This is a genomic window from Nocardia australiensis (assembly GCF_020733705.1).
Taxonomy (GTDB): domain Bacteria; phylum Actinomycetota; class Actinomycetes; order Mycobacteriales; family Mycobacteriaceae; genus Nocardia; species Nocardia australiensis.
This window is the reverse complement of sequence record NZ_JAJFZM010000001.1, coordinates 2,113,947-2,130,634: the sequence shown is the minus strand read 5'-3', so window position 1 is coordinate 2,130,634 and position 16,688 is coordinate 2,113,947. Positions and strand designations below refer to the sequence as shown.

Annotated in this window: 16 protein-coding genes and 1 tRNA gene; 5 read left to right on the top strand and 12 right to left on the bottom strand. The window is 64.3% G+C overall.

All coding sequences use genetic code 11. From position 1 onward, the window contains the following. The first annotated feature begins 33 nt into the window (after positions 1 to 33). Positions 34 to 459, top strand: a complete 426-nt coding sequence (locus tag LKE06_RS09705) for an HIT family protein (protein ID WP_227998267.1) — start codon at positions 34 to 36, stop codon at positions 457 to 459. Positions 460 to 474: 15 nt separating this feature from the next. On the opposite strand, the gene LKE06_RS09700 is transcribed toward LKE06_RS09705, so the two are convergent. The 4 genes from LKE06_RS09700 to LKE06_RS09685 form a co-directional block, all read right to left on the bottom strand. Next, on the bottom strand, positions 475 to 1,719 hold the full coding sequence (locus LKE06_RS09700) for a hypothetical protein (protein WP_227998266.1): 1,245 nt from the start codon (positions 1,717 to 1,719) through the stop codon (positions 475 to 477). 263 nt (positions 1,720 to 1,982) lie between these two features. Then, positions 1,983 to 2,054 (bottom strand) — tRNA-Thr (locus tag LKE06_RS09695). Between the two features lie 76 nt (positions 2,055 to 2,130). Beyond that, on the bottom strand, positions 2,131 to 2,373 hold the full coding sequence (locus tag LKE06_RS09690; protein ID WP_011207082.1) for an MbtH family protein: 243 nt from the start codon (positions 2,371 to 2,373) through the stop codon (positions 2,131 to 2,133). Positions 2,374 to 2,505: 132 nt separating this feature from the next. Then, the gene (locus LKE06_RS09685; RefSeq protein ID WP_227998265.1) at positions 2,506 to 3,339 is read right to left on the bottom strand and encodes an alpha/beta fold hydrolase; all 834 of its coding nucleotides are present in this window, start codon (positions 3,337 to 3,339) and stop codon (positions 2,506 to 2,508) included. 166 nt (positions 3,340 to 3,505) lie between these two features. Between LKE06_RS09685 and LKE06_RS09680 the strand changes: the two genes are divergently transcribed. The 4 genes from LKE06_RS09680 to LKE06_RS09665 all read left to right on the top strand — a co-directional run bounded on the left by LKE06_RS09680 (position 3,506) and on the right by LKE06_RS09665 (position 8,165). Further along, a complete protein-coding gene (locus LKE06_RS09680; RefSeq protein ID WP_227998264.1) occupies positions 3,506 to 3,676 on the top strand; it encodes a hypothetical protein in 171 nt (56 codons plus the stop codon). Positions 3,677 to 3,759: 83 nt separating this feature from the next. Next, entirely contained in the window at positions 3,760 to 5,349 is a 1,590-nt protein-coding gene (locus LKE06_RS09675; RefSeq protein ID WP_227998263.1) for an alpha,alpha-trehalose-phosphate synthase (UDP-forming), read from the top strand. A gap of 585 nt (positions 5,350 to 5,934) precedes the next feature. Next, positions 5,935 to 6,669 (top strand): response regulator transcription factor, encoded by a 735-nt coding sequence (locus tag LKE06_RS09670; protein WP_227998262.1) that lies wholly within the window; start codon positions 5,935 to 5,937, stop codon positions 6,667 to 6,669. Then, on the top strand, positions 6,666 to 8,165 hold the full coding sequence (locus LKE06_RS09665) for a sensor histidine kinase (RefSeq protein ID WP_227998261.1): 1,500 nt from the start codon (positions 6,666 to 6,668) through the stop codon (positions 8,163 to 8,165). The genes LKE06_RS09670 and LKE06_RS09665 overlap by 4 nt, the downstream gene beginning before the upstream one ends. A 28-nt stretch (positions 8,166 to 8,193) precedes the next feature. On the opposite strand, the gene LKE06_RS09660 is transcribed toward LKE06_RS09665, so the two are convergent. Genes LKE06_RS09660 through LKE06_RS09625 form a run of 8 tightly spaced genes read right to left on the bottom strand, consistent with a single transcriptional unit; the run spans position 8,194 to position 16,685 of the window. Next, positions 8,194 to 8,682, bottom strand: coding sequence for an Rv1363c family protein (locus tag LKE06_RS09660; protein ID WP_227998260.1), 489 nt, complete (start codon positions 8,680 to 8,682; stop codon positions 8,194 to 8,196). Then, the gene (locus LKE06_RS09655; protein ID WP_227998259.1) at positions 8,679 to 9,461 is read right to left on the bottom strand and encodes an Rv1363c family protein; all 783 of its coding nucleotides are present in this window, start codon (positions 9,459 to 9,461) and stop codon (positions 8,679 to 8,681) included. Before LKE06_RS09655 ends, LKE06_RS09660 begins: the two co-directional genes overlap by 4 nt. Then, complete coding sequence (locus LKE06_RS09650) at positions 9,458 to 10,864, bottom strand: MCE family protein (protein WP_227998258.1); 1,407 nt, start codon at positions 10,862 to 10,864, stop codon at positions 9,458 to 9,460. The genes LKE06_RS09655 and LKE06_RS09650 overlap by 4 nt, the downstream gene beginning before the upstream one ends. After that, complete coding sequence (locus LKE06_RS09645) at positions 10,861 to 12,099, bottom strand: MCE family protein (protein WP_227998257.1); 1,239 nt, start codon at positions 12,097 to 12,099, stop codon at positions 10,861 to 10,863. The genes LKE06_RS09650 and LKE06_RS09645 overlap by 4 nt, the downstream gene beginning before the upstream one ends. Continuing rightward, positions 12,096 to 13,379 (bottom strand): MCE family protein, encoded by a 1,284-nt coding sequence (locus LKE06_RS09640; protein ID WP_227998256.1) that lies wholly within the window; start codon positions 13,377 to 13,379, stop codon positions 12,096 to 12,098. The genes LKE06_RS09645 and LKE06_RS09640 overlap by 4 nt, the downstream gene beginning before the upstream one ends. Beyond that, positions 13,376 to 14,443 carry an MCE family protein gene (locus LKE06_RS09635; RefSeq protein WP_227998255.1) on the bottom strand — a complete coding sequence of 356 codons (1,068 nt, stop codon included), beginning with the start codon at positions 14,441 to 14,443 and terminating at the stop codon, positions 13,376 to 13,378. The genes LKE06_RS09640 and LKE06_RS09635 overlap by 4 nt, the downstream gene beginning before the upstream one ends. After that, positions 14,443 to 15,474, bottom strand: a complete 1,032-nt coding sequence (locus tag LKE06_RS09630) for an MCE family protein (RefSeq protein WP_227998254.1) — start codon at positions 15,472 to 15,474, stop codon at positions 14,443 to 14,445. The genes LKE06_RS09635 and LKE06_RS09630 overlap by 1 nt, the downstream gene beginning before the upstream one ends. Further along, on the bottom strand, positions 15,471 to 16,685 hold the full coding sequence (locus LKE06_RS09625; protein WP_372477314.1) for an MCE family protein: 1,215 nt from the start codon (positions 16,683 to 16,685) through the stop codon (positions 15,471 to 15,473). Before LKE06_RS09625 ends, LKE06_RS09630 begins: the two co-directional genes overlap by 4 nt. Positions 16,686 to 16,688 lie beyond the last annotated feature (3 nt).

The window sequence follows — 16,688 nt, the reverse complement described above, 5'->3', positions numbered from 1 at the left end:
ATCGTACCGGGGCCTGGGCGTAGCCTGCGAGGCATGCCTTCCGTCTTCAGCGCGATCATCGCGGGCCAGCTGCCGGGCCGATTCGTCTGGGAGGACGACGAATTCGTCGCTTTCCTCACCATCGCCCCGGTTACCCCGGGCCACACCCTGGTGGTCCCCCGCAAGGAACTCGACCAGTGGCAGGACCTCGACGCCGACACCTTCGCACGGCTCAACGTCGTCGCGCAGAAGATCGGCCAGGCGGTCCGGCAGGCGTGGGACGCACCACGCGCCGGCCTGCTCATCGCGGGCCTCGAGGTCCCACACCTGCATCTGCACGTCTTCCCGGCGTTCACCATGGGCAACTTCGATATTTCGGGAGCAGACCCGAACCCCTCCCCCGAATCGTTAGACGACGCCCAGGCCAGGATCAAGCAGGCGCTGCGCGATCTCGGCCATAGCGCGAACGTCCCGGAGTAACGCCGTCGAGGGTGCTCAGGTGGTAACCGCCGCGAGGGCTCGTTCGCAGGCGCGATAGATCTCTCGGTCGAAGCCGACACTGGGATGGATGCGCCGGGTTTTGGCCAGTTCGCTGGCCAACAGTGGGGCGGCGGCAGCAGCGGCTGTGCCGAGTTCGGTGAAGCAGTTCGCCACCGCTGACAGCTTCGAAGTCGAGATGTCCCAATCGTTGGGGTCACCGTCGCTCAATCCGACGAACCGGGCCGCGCCCGGCGCGAGCAGCGCGCTGACCGTCGGCTCCGGCTCGCCGGTGACCCGCCAGAGGGCGATAGCAGCTGGAGTGCTGATCGCCGGGGATTCACTGTCGACCATTCGGCGCAGCTGGGGCGCGCAGGCACTGGCGGTGCGCCCCAGCTGCGCGGCCACCTCGGTGGCGCGCACGCGGCCGTTCGACAGTGCGACCGACAGCTCCGCCGAGGCCGGTTCGGGATCGCCGGTGAGATGCCATAGTGTCGCCGCCGCTTCGAGGCGGACGCGGGGCTCGGCGGCATCGAGAAATGGAAGCACAACCGGCACTGCGGAATTCGCGCCCGCACCAAAACCGCGCAGCACTTCGAGCACCCATGCCCCATCCGCGATCGCGGCCACCTCCTCGACCGCCTCAGCCGCCGAGTCCCCGATCCTGCCGAGCGCACGGGCCAATTGCTGTGCGCGAACAAGGTTTTCGGGGGAGGTTCGGGCATGTGATTCGACCATCCGGCGGCGGATGAGCGGCACCAGTTCGAGTGCGTGCGCGCCGAGCGGCTCCAACAGGTCGGCGAGCCCGAACGGCAGCTCGTCCAATTCCAGCACTCGACGCACCGGCGCGACGGCGCGCGGGTCCCCGGTATTCGCGACCGCCTGCAGTAATGGACCGACATAGTTCGGTGAGCGACCGTCACCGCTCAGGAGCAACCACGCTGTGGTGAATTTCCGGCCCGGCTGCCGCAGATGCATCGGCGGCTCCGGATCTGCGGGCAGCTCGGCGACCAGCCGCCACTGAGCCAGCTCATCGAAGAGGCGATCGGCCACCGGCACAACCGCGGGCCCCAGGCCACTCAGCACCTTCGCAGGAGCCCAGAGTGGTTCGTCGAGATCGTCGGCGAGCGCACTGATCAGCTCTAAATGGTCGCCCCGCCGCCGACGGATCAGATCCCCGGCCAGTTCACAGGCAGCACCACGTTTTTCCGGCACGCCGAACAGACCACAGATCATCGCGGAATCGTCCAACTTCGCAAGCAACTTCACGCTCCATGCCGAAAACCAAGTGCCGCAGTCACTTTAAGCCCAACAAACCGCTGAACGCAGCGGCTGACACTAGAGCCCCCTGTCAGGATTGAACTGACGACCGCTCGCTTACAACAACGACACGGCCTCTACCACTGAGCTCAGCCACACAACAGCCGACATGAGAGCCCCCTGTCAGGATTGAACTGACGACCGCTCGCTTACAACAACGACACGGCCTCTACCACTGAGCTCAGCCACACAACAGCCGACATGAGAGCCCCCTGTCAGGATTGAACTGACGACCGCTCGCTTACAAGGCGAGTGCTCTACCACTGAGCTAAGGAGGCGGAAAGCGGTGCCCATCATAACCGGGCGTGCTCGTTACGTGACACCGGATATCGGTGTCACGTAACGGCGGTCAGGTCAGGACTGGGCGCCCTGTCGGGCCGCGTCGTCGGCGGCCATCGCGTCACGCAGGCTCTTCGGACGCATATCGGTCCAATTCTTCTCTACGTATTCGACGCACGCGGCGCGGCTGTCTTCGCCGAAAACAACTCGCCATCCTGCCGGAACCTCCGCGAAGGCCGGCCACAGCGAATGCTGTTCCTCGTCGTTGACCAGGACGAAGAAGCGGCCGTCTTCGTCATCGAAGGGATTGGTGCTCAATTTCACCTCACTGGATACATGGCGCATGTACGGGATAGCTCCGGACCCGCCCGGCGCTGGTTGTGGCGCCGGATGATTCCCCGAGCGTTCTGTCGACCCTAGCAAGGCAGACGTTACGCGTAGGCGGTTACCTCAGCCCTCGAAAAAATCGAGCAGGATCTTGTTCACAGCTTCGGGACGCTCCAGGTAACCATAATGCCCGGCGTCGGGAACTTCCTGGTAGCGCGCGTCGGGTATGGCCTCGGCCACCTCGCGCGAAAGGTACGGCGGAATCATCCGATCATCGGCGAATCCGATTGCCAGACATGGCACCTTGATTGCGTGATATGCCTGCAGCCGGTCGAAATCATGATCCATTCGGCGCTGGGCCCGAATGCCGGGCGTGACCGGGCCGCCGGTGAACTCGAACAGGTCCAGCCAGTCGCGGGCGGCGGGCTGGTCGGCCATAGTGGCGGGAGAAAGGTTCATGACAGCGTTTATCGCGGCGTCGTATTTCGGCGGCAGTTTGATCGCACTAGCGTCGAGTTCGTGTTCGCCGAGCGAGAGCGTCTTCTGAAACTGGTCGAGGCGTCCATGACCGGCCATGAATACCGCCTTGCGCACCAATTCAGGTCGGGCGAGGGCCAATTCCTGGGCGACCCGGGCACCCATCGAGGTGCCGACAACGAGCGCGGGTCCCTCGTCGAGCAGTTCGATGAGAGCGGCGGTATCGGCGGCCAGCTCGTCGATCGTCATGCCGGAAGCGGCCTCGAACGATGGCGCAATGCCTCGGTTGTCGAAGGTGCACACTCGGTATCCGCCGGCGATCAGCGCTGGAACCTGATGCAGTTCCCACACCCGGCCCGGGCTGCCCGTGCCCATGATCATCACAACCAGGGGGGCCGATCCCTTGACCGTGGTGCCCTTGGCACGGTCGCCCTTGACCTGGTAGTTGATGGGAATTCCATTTACCGTGGCGACCGGCATCTTCGAACCCTTTCGTGGAGTGGTGATGCGCAACCACGGTATAGGGATTGATGTGCGGGTGTAACAGCCCCGGGGGAACTGGTATCGGGTGCGGCGCGTTGCTATCACTGCCAGATACCATTAACTACTCGTACGTACGAGCGTAATAAGCCGGGAGGACAAGAAGATGGCCGCGAAGAGCAGCGCGAACGACATCGCGGACGACGAGCTGGAGCCACTCGCCGACGAGACCGCTCGCCAGGCGCAGCGAGTCGTCGCCGCGTACGCGGAGGACGCGGACGAGTGCCGGATGCTGTTGTCGATGCTCGGCATCGGCCCCAGCACCAGAGGCGAGTAACGAGCGAATCGAGCTCGACGACAACGGCGCCGTCGACAAACCGACAACTTCACCGGTAAAAGCGACGCGCAAAGGATGCGTGAGTGGACCAGATGACTGACAATCCGTCCAACGACTCCGAGCACGCTCTAGCAGAGCTACCATCCAACAACGCCGAATTCGAGGTAGCGAAGGTCGGTCGCTTGGAGGGTAACGGTTCCGGTTCCGGTTTCGTTGTCGTCGCCAACCGACTTCCGGTCGATCTGGAACGTTTGCCGGATGGCTCCACTCGATGGAAGCGCAGCCCTGGTGGCCTGGTCACCGCGCTGGAGCCGGTGTTGCGCGGCAACAAGGGCTCGTGGGTCGGCTGGGCCGGTGTGCCGAACATCGAGGTCGATCCGATTATCGAAGACGGGCTCGAGCTGCATCCGGTGCCGTTGTCCGCGCAAGAGGTCGCCGACTATTACGAGGGATTTTCCAACGGCACACTGTGGCCGCTGTATCACGATGTGATCGTGCGGCCGGTCTACGACCGCGCATGGTGGTCGGCATACGTCCAGGTGAACCGGCGTTTCGCCGAGGCGACCGCGAAGGTCGCCGCCGAGGGCGCGACCGTGTGGGTGCAGGACTATCAGCTGCAGCTGGTGCCGAAGATGCTGCGCATGCTGCGCCCGGACCTGACGATCGGGTTCTTCCTGCACATTCCGTTCCCGCCGGTCGAGCTGTTCATGCAGATGCCGTGGCGGGCCGAGATCATTGATGGCCTGCTCGGCGCCGATCTGATCGGATTCCATCTGCCTGGCGGCGCGCAGAACTTCCTGTACCTGGCCAGGCGCCTCGCCGGTCAGCCCACCTCGCGTGGCACGGTCGGTGTCCGCTCGAAGCTCGGGGTGGTGCAGGTCGGATTTCGCACCGTCCGGGTGGGGGCGTTCCCGATTTCGATCGCCTCGGCCGAGCTCGACGAGCATTCGCGCCGCCGCTCGGTGCGCGAACGGGCCGCGAAGATCCGCGCCGAGCTCGGCAATCCGAAGAACATCCTGCTCGGCGTCGACCGGCTCGACTACACCAAAGGCATTGATATCCGGCTCGGCGCGCTGGAGGAACTCCTGGTGGAGGGCAGGTTCGACCCGGAGGAGACAGTGATGGTGCAGCTGGCGACACCGAGCCGCGAGCGGGTGGAAAGCTACATTCAGATGCGCGGCGACATCGAACGCCAGGTCGGCCGGATCAACGGCGAATTCTCGCAAGTCGGCCACCCGGTCGTCCATTACCTGCACCGTCCCATCCCCCGTGAGGACCTGATCGCGTTCTTCGTGGCCGCCGACGTCATGCTCGTCACCCCGCTTCGCGACGGCATGAACCTCGTCGCCAAGGAGTACATCGCCTGCCACAGCGGCCTCAACGGCGCCCTCGTGCTGAGCGAATTCACCGGCGCCGCAGCCGAATTGCGCCAGTCCTACCTCTGCAACCCACACGACCTCGACAGCGTGAAGGACGCCATCGTCTCCGCACTGGAAGACGACCGCGACACCAAGCGCCGCCGCATGCGCTCCCTTCGCCGCCAGGTACTAACCCACGACGTAGACCGCTGGGCCCGCTCCTTCCTGGAAGCACTGGCCCAAGACCAGGTAGCAGGCAGCGCCCTACTAACCGACGACGACGTCTACCCAGAATCCCGCACCCCCCGCAGATAAACCCGCCCCCAAAAGACCGACATCACCGACTGCACAAACCACACCACCTACCTGGACAGCCACCCTCCAGGTACCGCCTCCCCGCACACCCCAACACCAGCCCCCGGCGAAGCAAGCCCCCGCAGTCCACGACCGACCCGAGTACAACCCGCACCACCCCCTAACTGGCAACCAACCCCCGCGTCCCGCACCACCCCAACTGACGTGCCCACCAGCCACCACACCAGTTTCCGAACGCAGCGAGATCGACCCTAAAGTTCGCGGCCAGCTCACGAACACGCCGCGCCAGCGGCCAATAAACACCGCACCAAACTGGACTACCGCACTCCGGGTGCCGCACCACCCCACCTACGCACCCACTCGCCACAACAACAGCTTCCGAGCGAAGCGAGATCGAGCACTAGAGTTCGCGGCCGGCTCGCGTCCGAGGGGCAAATATGATGCGACGCAGGAGCAAGTATTTGCCCCTCGGACGCGAGCCAGAGGGGGCCGCGAACACGCAGCGCCGCAGGCGCTGCCAAACAACACAGCATTCGCCCAGGAAACCTCCAGCATGTTCCCAGCCCACTGCCGGACCATGAAGCTATGAGCGCGCCCGCGGAGAACACGCCTGAGGCCCGGGTCCTAGTTGTGGACGACGAGCCGATGATTGTGGAGCTCCTTTCGGTCAGCCTGCGCTACCAGGGTTTCGAGGTCGATTCGGCCGCCGATGGCGCGCAAGCGCTGGACAAGGCCCGTAGTTTCCGGCCGCAGGCGATGATCGTCGATGTGATGATGCCGGGGATGGATGGCTTCGGCCTGTTGCGCAGGCTGCGGGCCGACGGTATCGACGCGCCGGTGTTGTTTCTCACCGCCCGCGATGAGGTGCAGGATAAGGTTGCCGGTCTCACGCTGGGCGCCGATGACTACGTCACCAAACCGTTCAGCCTGGAGGAGGTGGTGGCGCGGTTGCGGGTGATTCTGCGCAGGTCCGGTCAGCACACTCCGGTGCGGGAGAGTTCACGAATCCGCTTCGAGGACATCGAACTCGACGACGATACCCATGAGGTGTGGAAGGCGGGTGAGCCGGTTGCGTTGTCCCGCACCGAATTCACGCTGTTGCGCTATTTCATGGTGAACGCGGGCACGGTGTTGAGTAAGCCGCGCATTCTGGATCACGTGTGGCGCTACGACTTCGGTGGTGAGGTCGGTGTGGTCGAGACCTATGTGTCGTATCTGCGTAAGAAGGTCGACACCGGGGATCAGCGGCTCATCCACACGCTGCGTGGGGTCGGCTATGTGATGCGCGCGCCGAGTCGCACGCGACAGAGCGAGAAGTGACGCCGCCGAGGCTGCGGCGACTCCGGCGCAGGATTTCGGGTACCTGGTCGGCAATTCCTTTGCGGGTGACGCTGGTGCTCGCGCTTGTCATCCTGTCGGGGCTGGGGCTGTTGATCTCCGGGACGGTTGTCACGTCGGTGTTGGAGAGTTCGTTATTGCGCCGCACCGATCAGCAGTTGCACGACGCCACCGCGGCGTGGATGCGTCCGCCACGGCAGCCGTCACCGAATCAGCCACCACATCTGCCCAGCGCCTTCTATATTCACTCCCAACCGTCGGGCGGCGATGGTGTGTATGTCGATACTCGGCCCTTCAATGTCGATGCCGAGCCCGAGCTACCGAATCCGCCGGGTCCATGGCGTGCCGATCGCGACCCGCCGCCCGGGGTTATCGGCATCACCAAACCGGCGACGGTCGGTTCCAGGAATGGCTCCTCGGTGCAGTGGCGGATGATTACGGTGCAAACGCCGGAGGCGACGACAACGGTCGCGCTGCCACTCACTCAGAACATCGAGACCGTACGTCGACTCGTCGGACTACAGCTGGTGGTCGGCTTGGCCGTGCTCGCGGCGCTCGCGGTGGCGGCGTATTTCGTGATCCGGCGTAGTTTGCGGCCGCTGCGCGCGGTGGAGAAGACGGCTGCGGCGATCGCCGCGGGCGATCTCTATCGCCGAGTTCCGGTGCGCGGCACCAACACCGAGGTCGATCGACTGTCTCAATCGCTCAATGGCATGCTCGCCCAAATCCAGAGTGCTTTCGCGGCGACCGAAGCGTCGGAATCGGCGGCACGGCGCTCCGAGGCGAAGATGCGACGCTTCGTCGCCGATGCGAGTCATGAACTGCGCACACCACTCACCACGATCCGCGGCTTCGCCGAGCTATATCGTCAGGGTGCGATCGACAATCCGGGCATGTTCATGGATCGCATCGAACGCGAGGCGCAACGGATGGGTCTGCTGGTGGAGGACCTGCTGATGCTGGCCCGCCTGGACGCGCAGCGCCCGCTGGAACAGGGTCCGGTCGATCTGCTCGCGGTCGCGAGCGATGCGGTGCACAATGCGCGCGCCATGGCCGCCGCCGCGGACCCGGATGGACTGCGGCGTTCGGTGGAACTGGAAATCCATTCCGGCGAAGGCACATTGGAGATACTCGGCGATGAACAGCGGCTGCGCCAGGTATTGGCCAACCTGCTGAACAACGCACTGACACACACCCCGCCGAGCGCCGCGGTGACGGTCGGCCTGACTCCGGCCTCCGACGAAGTCCGGCTGGAAGTCGCCGACACCGGCCCTGGCCTGCCCGCGGACGAGGCGGATCGGGTATTCGAGCGGTTCTACCGCACCGACACCTCACGCACCCGTGCCAGCGGCGGCACCGGCCTCGGTCTTTCGATCGTGCAGGCGCTGGTCGCCGCGCACAACGGCACTGTCGAGGTGGCGAGCGCGCCGGGTGAGGGCGCCACTTTCACGGTCCGTCTGCCCCGCGAAATGCCATGATCCGCAGCTTCTTCAGAGCTGGAACAGCCTAAACGGGTGTGACCGCGGCAACGAGCCAGCGGCTGTCGGCCTTGTCGAGACTGACACGCACGCGACTGGTGCTGATGCTGGCCTGCGGCGAATCCTTGCCCGTACTCACCTGATTCAGGTAGAGCAGCACAACCGCGTGCTCGGGCTCGGCCGAAACGACACCGCCGGCCTGGGTGGTGGCCTGGACGGTGAGCTGCTTTTCCTTCGCGGCTGGTGCGATCCCCTCTTTGATCAGCTTCAGGTAGTCGTCCCGGAAGCCGCCGGCGAGGCTGTCGGCGGCCTTGGGCAATTCGGAGTCCACGGTGTTGAAGTTGTAGGTGAACATCGCCTCGACCGTGTGCCGGGCGGCGGGGACGACCTGGGTGCGGGCCTGTTCGCTCTGGCGATCGTCCCAGTACCGGTATCCGGTCACTGCGCAGACGGCGGCCAGCGCCACGACCACGAGTCCGACAGCGGATGTCCACACGATCAATCGGCGTTTACTCATGCCACGAACTCCACCTGTGAGGCGGTGACCCCATTGTCACCGTCGGTGAGGGTGACCCGGAACCGGTAGAACCGCGTCTGCGGGTCCGCCATGCCCGCGTTGGTCAGGGTCTGCTTGGCGGCGATCAGCACGCGTGCCGAGCTCGTATCTTCGTTCTCGATGGCCGATTCGATGATCTCGCCGGTTGCCTTCACCTTGGCCTGCTCCACCACGCTCGCGTATGCGTCCTTGCGTTCGGAGTATTCGGCCTTGAGCTCACCGGAGGCCACCGAGAGAACGCGGTCGATGTCCGCCTTGGCGGTGTCGTCCTTGATGGTCGTGAGGTTGAGGATGGCCTGCTTGGCGGTTTGGATGTAGTCCGCGCGACGCGCGTCACGAGTATCGGCAGAATGCAGGCCGTACATGAAGAAGCCACTGCTCGCCACGAGTGCGATGACGACAAGTGCGGCGACTGCCGCCCCGGTGACCCGTAGCCACCGTCGGGGGCCACGCTTCGGGGTGTGTTGCGGCGGTTCGGAATCCGCGGGCGCGTCGGCGATATGTGGTTCGGGCTTTGTCAACGCCACCACTGCGGCGGTCACGGTCTGGGCCTCGGACGGTTCCATGAGGGAGTCCGTGAGGGCCGCTTCCGGTTCCACGAGGGAGTCCGTGAGGGCCTCGTCGCTGGTGATCGCATCGCTCAATACCGGCTGGTTGTTGCCCAGCTCATCCGGGGGCGGCCCCGCCGAGCGGACCGCGCGTCGCCGAGATCGGCTGCTCCCTGTGCTTGGTTCACTCATTGCTGCTCCTCGAACATCGCCTGCCAGCTGGACGGTATCGTTCCGGATCCATCCTTCCCGATGTCCCCCTGACGGTACGTACGCCCATCCGGTCCGACGAACGTTCCCGTGCCGGGATCGTAGGACCTGCCGAGCGCGGCCGGGTGGGTCGACCCCTGGTCACCGGCGGGCGCACTCGACGGCGTGACCGCCTGCGGCGCACCGAAGGGCGGGTTGTTACCTTCCGGCACATAGCCATTGGGGTCGCGGCACAATTCCGGAGTCGGCGCCCGCTTGCCCGGCACTTCTACACACGGCGTGTTGCGGATGCCACGCACCGCTTCCTGAGCATTCTGCGGCACCTTGCAGTACATGCCGGGCGGGCTGTCGGGACTGTCGAGTTCGGACGGGGCCCGGCGCTGGTCCGGCGGGAGGAAGCCGGTGGTGCAGCCCGGCGGATCGTTGAGCTCGAGGTGGAAGTCGACCATGGCGCCGTATTCCGCCGGCCCACGAACGACGGTCATGAAGGCCGCGACCAGCGGAGGGAAAACCACCAGGACCTGTTCCAACCCGGCGTGGTAGGTAGCACCGACCTGAGCGACACTCACCAAGTTCGAAAGCAACAGCGGCAGTGTCGGTTTCAGATCTTGGAACAGTGAGCTGACCGTTTGCGCGGTGGCCGGGGTCTTGTCGATAACGTTGCGCAGCGCCGGATCGTGCGCGCGCAGTTGATCGGTCACCGTGGCCAGGTCGGCTGTCCACTCGCGAATGGCGGCGTCGGACTGATTCTGGGTGTCCAGCAGTGGACCGATCTTTTCCAGCAGATCCTTGGTCGGTTCGGCGCTGTCCTGCGCCTCCTGCACCAGCAGAGCAGCGGAATCGATGAACTTCTGCAGGTCGGGGCCGGCCCCGTTGAACGCCTTGAACGCGTCATCGATCACCTCCCTGAGCTTGGTGTCGGCCACGCTGGCGAGCAACCGCTCGGACTGGTCGAGTACCGAGCCGATGTCCTCCGGCAGCCTGGTGCGGTCCTGCTCGACCACTGATCCGTCGGAAAGGTTGCCCCCCTTCGGATTCGAGACCGGTATCAGGTCGACATACTGTTCGCCGATCGCGGATACGCTCTTCACCCAGGCGTCGACATCGGAGGGGATCTTGTAGTCGCTGTCGATGGACAGCTTCGCATCGACCCCTTCCGGTGTGAGCCGAACTTCCTCTACCTTGCCGACATTCGTACCGCGATAGGCGACATTGGCCGTCGGGTACAGGCCGCCGGTAGCGGCCAGTCGCACGGTCACCTCGTAGCGGCCGATGCCGAACATCGCGGGTAATTGCACATAGGTGCTGGCCATGACCGCCAGTCCGATGACGGTCAGTACCGCGAAGATCCCCAATTGGACCCGGACGAACCTAGTGAGTTTCATCGACCCGCACCTTCCTGCCCCGCAGGCGGAACGGTAAGCCCCGGAATCGCGGGCAGACCCGGAATCGGCGGCAGCCCAGGGATACTCGGGGACGGCGACGGCGACGGCGTGGCGGGCGGCGGCTGCAATGGCGCGGTTGCCGGGTCGCTGTTGCCTTCCGCCGATCCGGCGAGGCCGCCGAGCGCACCCTCGACGCCACCGAAGCGGCCACCGAGCGGAGTGCCGGTCAGGAAGTTCGAGTCCAGTCGCTTACCCGTCAAGTCCACGGTCATGATCAAGTTCATGTAGTCGCCTTGGATCGCGTTGCCGAGGTTCTTCATCGGGAATGGGAAGGTCAGCAGCACCTTCAGCGACTCGACGAGTTTGTCGCCCGTGTCCGCGAGCGTCCGCACTACCGGTGCCAGATTCGCCAGGTCGGCCTTCAGGTCGTCGCCGCTGCGCGCGATGATCCGCTGCACCACATCGCTGAGATCACCTACCGCGACCAATGTGTTGGTGATGTTTTCGCGCCGATCGGCGAGCACGGTCAGTGCCGGATGGATCTGCTCGATGGCCGCGGCAACCCGATCCTTCTGTTGTGCGAGCTGTCCGCCGAATCTATCGAGACCATCCATGGCGTTGATGATGTCGTTGGTCTGGGTATCCAGGGTCGCGGTCAGCTCGGCCAGCTGCGGCAGTAGATCCCTGATCGCATCCTCACGACCGTTGAACGTGGCATTCAGCTCACGGGTGATGGTTTCGAGTTGGCTGATACCACCGCCGTTGAGCACCACCGACAATGACGAAAGTGTCTGCTCGGTCGTCGGATACGCGCCGGCCCGATCCAGCGGGATCAGATCGCCGTTCTTCAATTCGCCCTCTGCCGGAACATCTTTCGGCGCGGCCAGCTCGATATGGTTGCTGCCGAGTAGACTGGTCTGCCCGATCTTGGCGACCGCGTTGGCAGGCAGTTTCACATCGTGGATGAGGTTGACGGTGACCAGTGCGTGCCAGTCCTGCACCTCGATATTGGATACCGTGCCCACCGCCACGTCATCGACGCGAACCGGTGAATTCCGGGTCAGAGTGGTGACATTGGGCATTTGGATCTTTACTTCGTAGGCATTCGGGTCGCTGCCCGCCGCACTCGGCATCGGCAGCGAGTTGAGGCCGTCCCACTGACATCCGCTGACGCCGAGCACCGTGGCAAGGCCGATCGCGGCACCGGCGATCCGGATCCGTCGACGTTGCATCATCGTCCTCCTCCCGGAATGGTCAGTCCCGGAATAGCCAGTCCGGCAATTCCGCTCGGTACGGTCACCGGAGCCGTTTCCGACGCCGCGGCGGGCGGCCCGTCGGGGGCGAGGCTCGGCGGACTGTAGACAAGCTGCTCGGGGAACGCGGTTTGATTGGAGACCGGGTTGGCCAACAGCGGTGGGTAATTCATCATCAGCGACTGAATCGCGGGCGCGACGAACTGCGCGCACAGATCGGCGCTGCGATCGGATTCGTTGGTCTGCATGGCGCGAACCGCACCACACAGGAAAGCGACCGGATTCGCGAAGTTGGGTGCGACGACCGCACCGGTGAGACTGCCCTGCGCGGGGTCATAGATCTGGTAGAAGTTCACCAACGCCGTTGGTGCGGAGTGCAGTACCTGCTCGAGCTGCGGTCGCTTGTCGACCAGTACCTGGGTGGCCGCACCGAGCCGCTCAACACTCTCGGTCAACGCTCCGCCGCGCTCGTCCAGGAAACGCTTCACATCGCCCACCGCGATATCCAGATTGTCCAACCCGGCACCGAGGTCGTCGGAAACGCTTGCCAGCACCGACGATACCGAGGCCAGCCGACCGCCGAACTGCACAATCTGGTCGTTGCTCTTGGAGAGCACGTCGACGAACTGTTGCAGGTTGCGAATGGTGCCGAACAGGTCGGTACGCCCGTCGGACAACGTATTCAAGGTGCTCGACAGCTCCCGCAACGTGTCACGCAGGGCCTGACCATTGCCATCGGCGAGATTGTCGGCGGCGGTGTCGACGAACCGCCCGAACGAGCCCTGCTTGTCGTCGCCGACCGGGCCGAGAGTTGTTGCCAGTTTGGATAATTCGGTCTTGATGTCGTCCCATTCGACCGGGACGGCAGTGCGCTCGATCGGAATCGAGCTGCCATCGCGCATCTTCGGCCCACCGGTGTAGGCGGGTGCCAGCTGAATAAATCGGGCCGATACCAGCGACGGCGAGATGATCACCGCTTTCGCGTCGCCGGGGATGTCGATGCCACGGTCCAGGGTGAGGTTGACCTTTACCTGGTCCTTGCCCGGCTCAATGGAGTCGATCCGGCCCACCTTGACGCCGAGTACCCGCACCTCGTCACCGGCATACAGTCCGTTGGTCGACGGGAAATACGCGGTGATCCCGGTCTTTCCGATCCGCGACAGTACCGACCACCCCAGAGCCACCACCAGGCCGACCACGACCACCCCGGCGACCAGGCGAACCCAGCGCGGAGTGCGTCGAACGTTACGAAGTGCGTTCATCGCGGCGGCTCCTGAATCGCGGGTCCGATCGACGGCGGCGACGGCTCGGTGAAGTAGTGGCGCAGGTCATCGGGTACGTGCTGAGGCCAGACCAGGGAGTCGACCAAGGTTTGCAAACCGGGGCTGGTCGCGTTGGATACGTATGCCTGGAAGTACGGGCCGCTACCGACCTGCTCGCCGAGTGCGGCTTCGAAGGGCCCGAGCCCATCGAGGGCGTCGGCGAGGTTCTTCTGGTTACGCTCCAACAGGTCCAGTACCGAATTCAGTCTGTCCAGCGTGGGTTTCAGCTGCGCTTCGTTGTCATTGACGAATCCGCTGAGCTGCTTGGCGAGCCCGTTGACGTAGACGACCAACTGGCTCAGCGCGGCGCGCCGGTTGTTGAGTTCGCCGAGCAGACTGTTGCCGTCGACCAGCAACGAATTGATCTGATTACTGCGGTCGGCGAGCACCTTCGTGACGCTTTGCGCATGTCCGAGCAAATCGGTCAGTGCCTGATCGCGCTTGTTCAGGCTCCGCGAGAGCTGGGTGACACCGTCCAATGCCGACCGCAACGGTGCCGGTGTGTCGGCAAATGTTGTCGACAGCGCGTCGAGCGTCTCGTTGACCTGGTCCATATCCAGGTCCCTGACGGTGTTCGACAGATCGCCGAGCGCATCGGTGAGCGAATAGGGAGAGGTGGTGCGCTCCAAGGGAATCGTGTTATCGCGCCGGGTCGAGCCAGCGCCCGCGGGGGTCACCTCGAGCGACTTGCGGCCGAGTACCGTGTTCGTCTTGATCGCCGCGGCCGTCTTGTTGCCGAGCACGATCGATTCATCCAGCGTGAACCGGACGTAGACCTTCCCACCGTCGAGCTTCACATCCTCCACCCGTCCGGAGCGCACGCCGGCGACCTGGACGTCGTCGCCGGGCACCAGCCCGCCCGCATCGGCGAAGAAGGCGGAGTATTCCGCACCGGACCGAATGAACGGAAGCCGGTCGACCTGCAGCGCGGACAGCGCGACCGTCACCGCGACAACGATGCCGACGATACCGATGGGGACTGCGCGTGATCGAATTTCGCTCATCAGTTCTTCGCACACCTTCCGGTCCCCTGCCCACCGGGCAAATTGACAACCATCGGCTGACCATTCGGACCGTCGAAGAGGATGTTCGTCCCGCAGATGTACATGTTCAGGAACGATCCGTAGGAACCGATACGGACCAGCTTCTTGTAAGCCTCGGGCAGATTGTCCAACACCCATTGGACGGTGTCGGAGCCGTCATCGAGATTGGCTGCGAGACGGCCTGTTTCCTCGATAGTCGCCTTGAGATCCGGCCTGGCCTGCGCGAGCAAGTTGGTCAAATCGCCTGTCGCACCCGCGATCCGAGGCAGCGCGGCACCGATCGGATCCTTGTCCGCGGCCAAACCGCTTACCAGTCGCTGCAATTCGTCGAGCGTGGTGCCGAACTGCTCGTTACGGTCGTCGATGGTGGCGAGCACGGTCTTCAGGTTCTCGATCACGCTGCCGATGAGCGCGTCCCGGTCGGCGAGTGTTTTGCTGAACGACCCGGAACTGTTGAGCAGCGCGACCAGCGTGCCGCCTTGGCCTTGGAAAACCTGCAGCAGCGCATTGGTCAGATCGTTCACCTGGGCCGGATCAAGGCCGCGCAGTAGCGGTTTGAAGCCACCGAGCAGCATGTCCAGATCCAGCGCGGGCGAGGTCCGATCCTTGTCGATGGTGGCGCCCTTCGACATCGGCTTCGCCACACCGGGACCGTCCAGAAGCTCGAGATAGCGGTCCCCGACTAGGTTTTCGTAGCGGATGGTCGCCGTCGTGCTGGTGTAGAGCCGGTGCTTGCTGTCGACGTCGAAGTCGAGGTGCGCGAGATGATCCTTACCCACCTGCACGTCGGTCACGGACCCGACCGGGACGCCCGCGATCCGGACCTTCATTCCGGGCAGAATTCCGGACGAACTGGTGAAGATCGCGTGGTACCCGCTCTCGCGGGCGAAGCGCATTTGGCTGAACACGACGACCAGCCCGGCGAGCACGAGTGCCATGACCACCATGAAGATCGTCAGCTTGACGGTGGTTGCGCGGGGTTTGAAACTCATGGCACCTCCACCCCGGGCAGCCCGGCGAACAATAGCTGGAACACCTTGGGGCCATTGGGATGTGTCGTCGTGGACGGCGTCCACACATGACCTTCGGAGGTGTCGGTGACCACGTAGTTGGCGTGGCTGTCTGGCACCCGGTTCTCGATTCCATCGCAGTGTGGTCCGCCGGTGGCGTTGACCTTGGGCAGATCGTTCGGGTACTGGTACGGGTCGGCGCCGGGCATGAAGCCCGCGTTCAACGGCACTGCGGGGAATCGGCCACCGAAGATGTCCTCACCGATCGGGAGCACATCGGCGAGGCCGACAACCAGGCAGTGCAGCGCGGGCTTGTACTCGTTGAGCAACTCCGCGGTCGGGCGCAGCAGTTCGAGCGCGGACCCCAATTGGTCCTCGTTTTCCCGCAGTACCGAGCCGGTGGTGTCGGAAAGCCCGATGACGTCAGCGAGCAACGCATCGATCTGCTTTTGCTTGTCGACGATCGTCTTGCCGGTCACGGTCAGGTTGTCGGTGGTGCGCAACAAATCCGGGACGGTATCGGCGTAGAGGTTGGTGACTCCGGCGGTTGAGGCCAAATCCCGTTGCAGCGCGGGCAGACTCGGATTTATGTCACGTAGGTAGGCGTCGCTACGGGCGAGTAGATCGCCGAGCTTGTCGCCACGTCCGTCGAGCGCGGACCCGAGCGCCTGCAGTGTGGCGTTGAGCTTCTCGGGCTCGATCTTGGCGAGCACGTCGGTCAGTCGCTGGAACAGCGTATTGAACTCGACCGTCACCGCCTGCGCGGTCAGCGTCGCGCCCGCTCGCAATGAATCCGACGACGGCTGTTGCGGCACAATGAAGTTCACATACTTCGCGCCGAACACGGTGGTCGACCTGATGTCCACCGTCGCGTTGGCGGGCACCAGCTTCATCTGCTCCGGATCCAGCGCCAGCCGCAGCCGTGCGACATCGCCGATCTGGTCGATCTCCGCGACCCGGCCGATCTCGACCCCGCGGATCTTCACCTTCGCGTCCGGGTCGAGCACCAGTCCGCTGCGCGGGGATTCGATAGTCACTGTGGAGGTTCGGGTGAACCCACCGGCGAACATGACCAGCGAAACAGCCACGATCGCGACCAGCACGAGCACCATCGCCAGACCGGCCAGTTTCAGGCCGATCCCACCATGCAGCGCTGCCGACAGGCTGCCTTTTGCTTGCTTCGTTTGCGCCATACC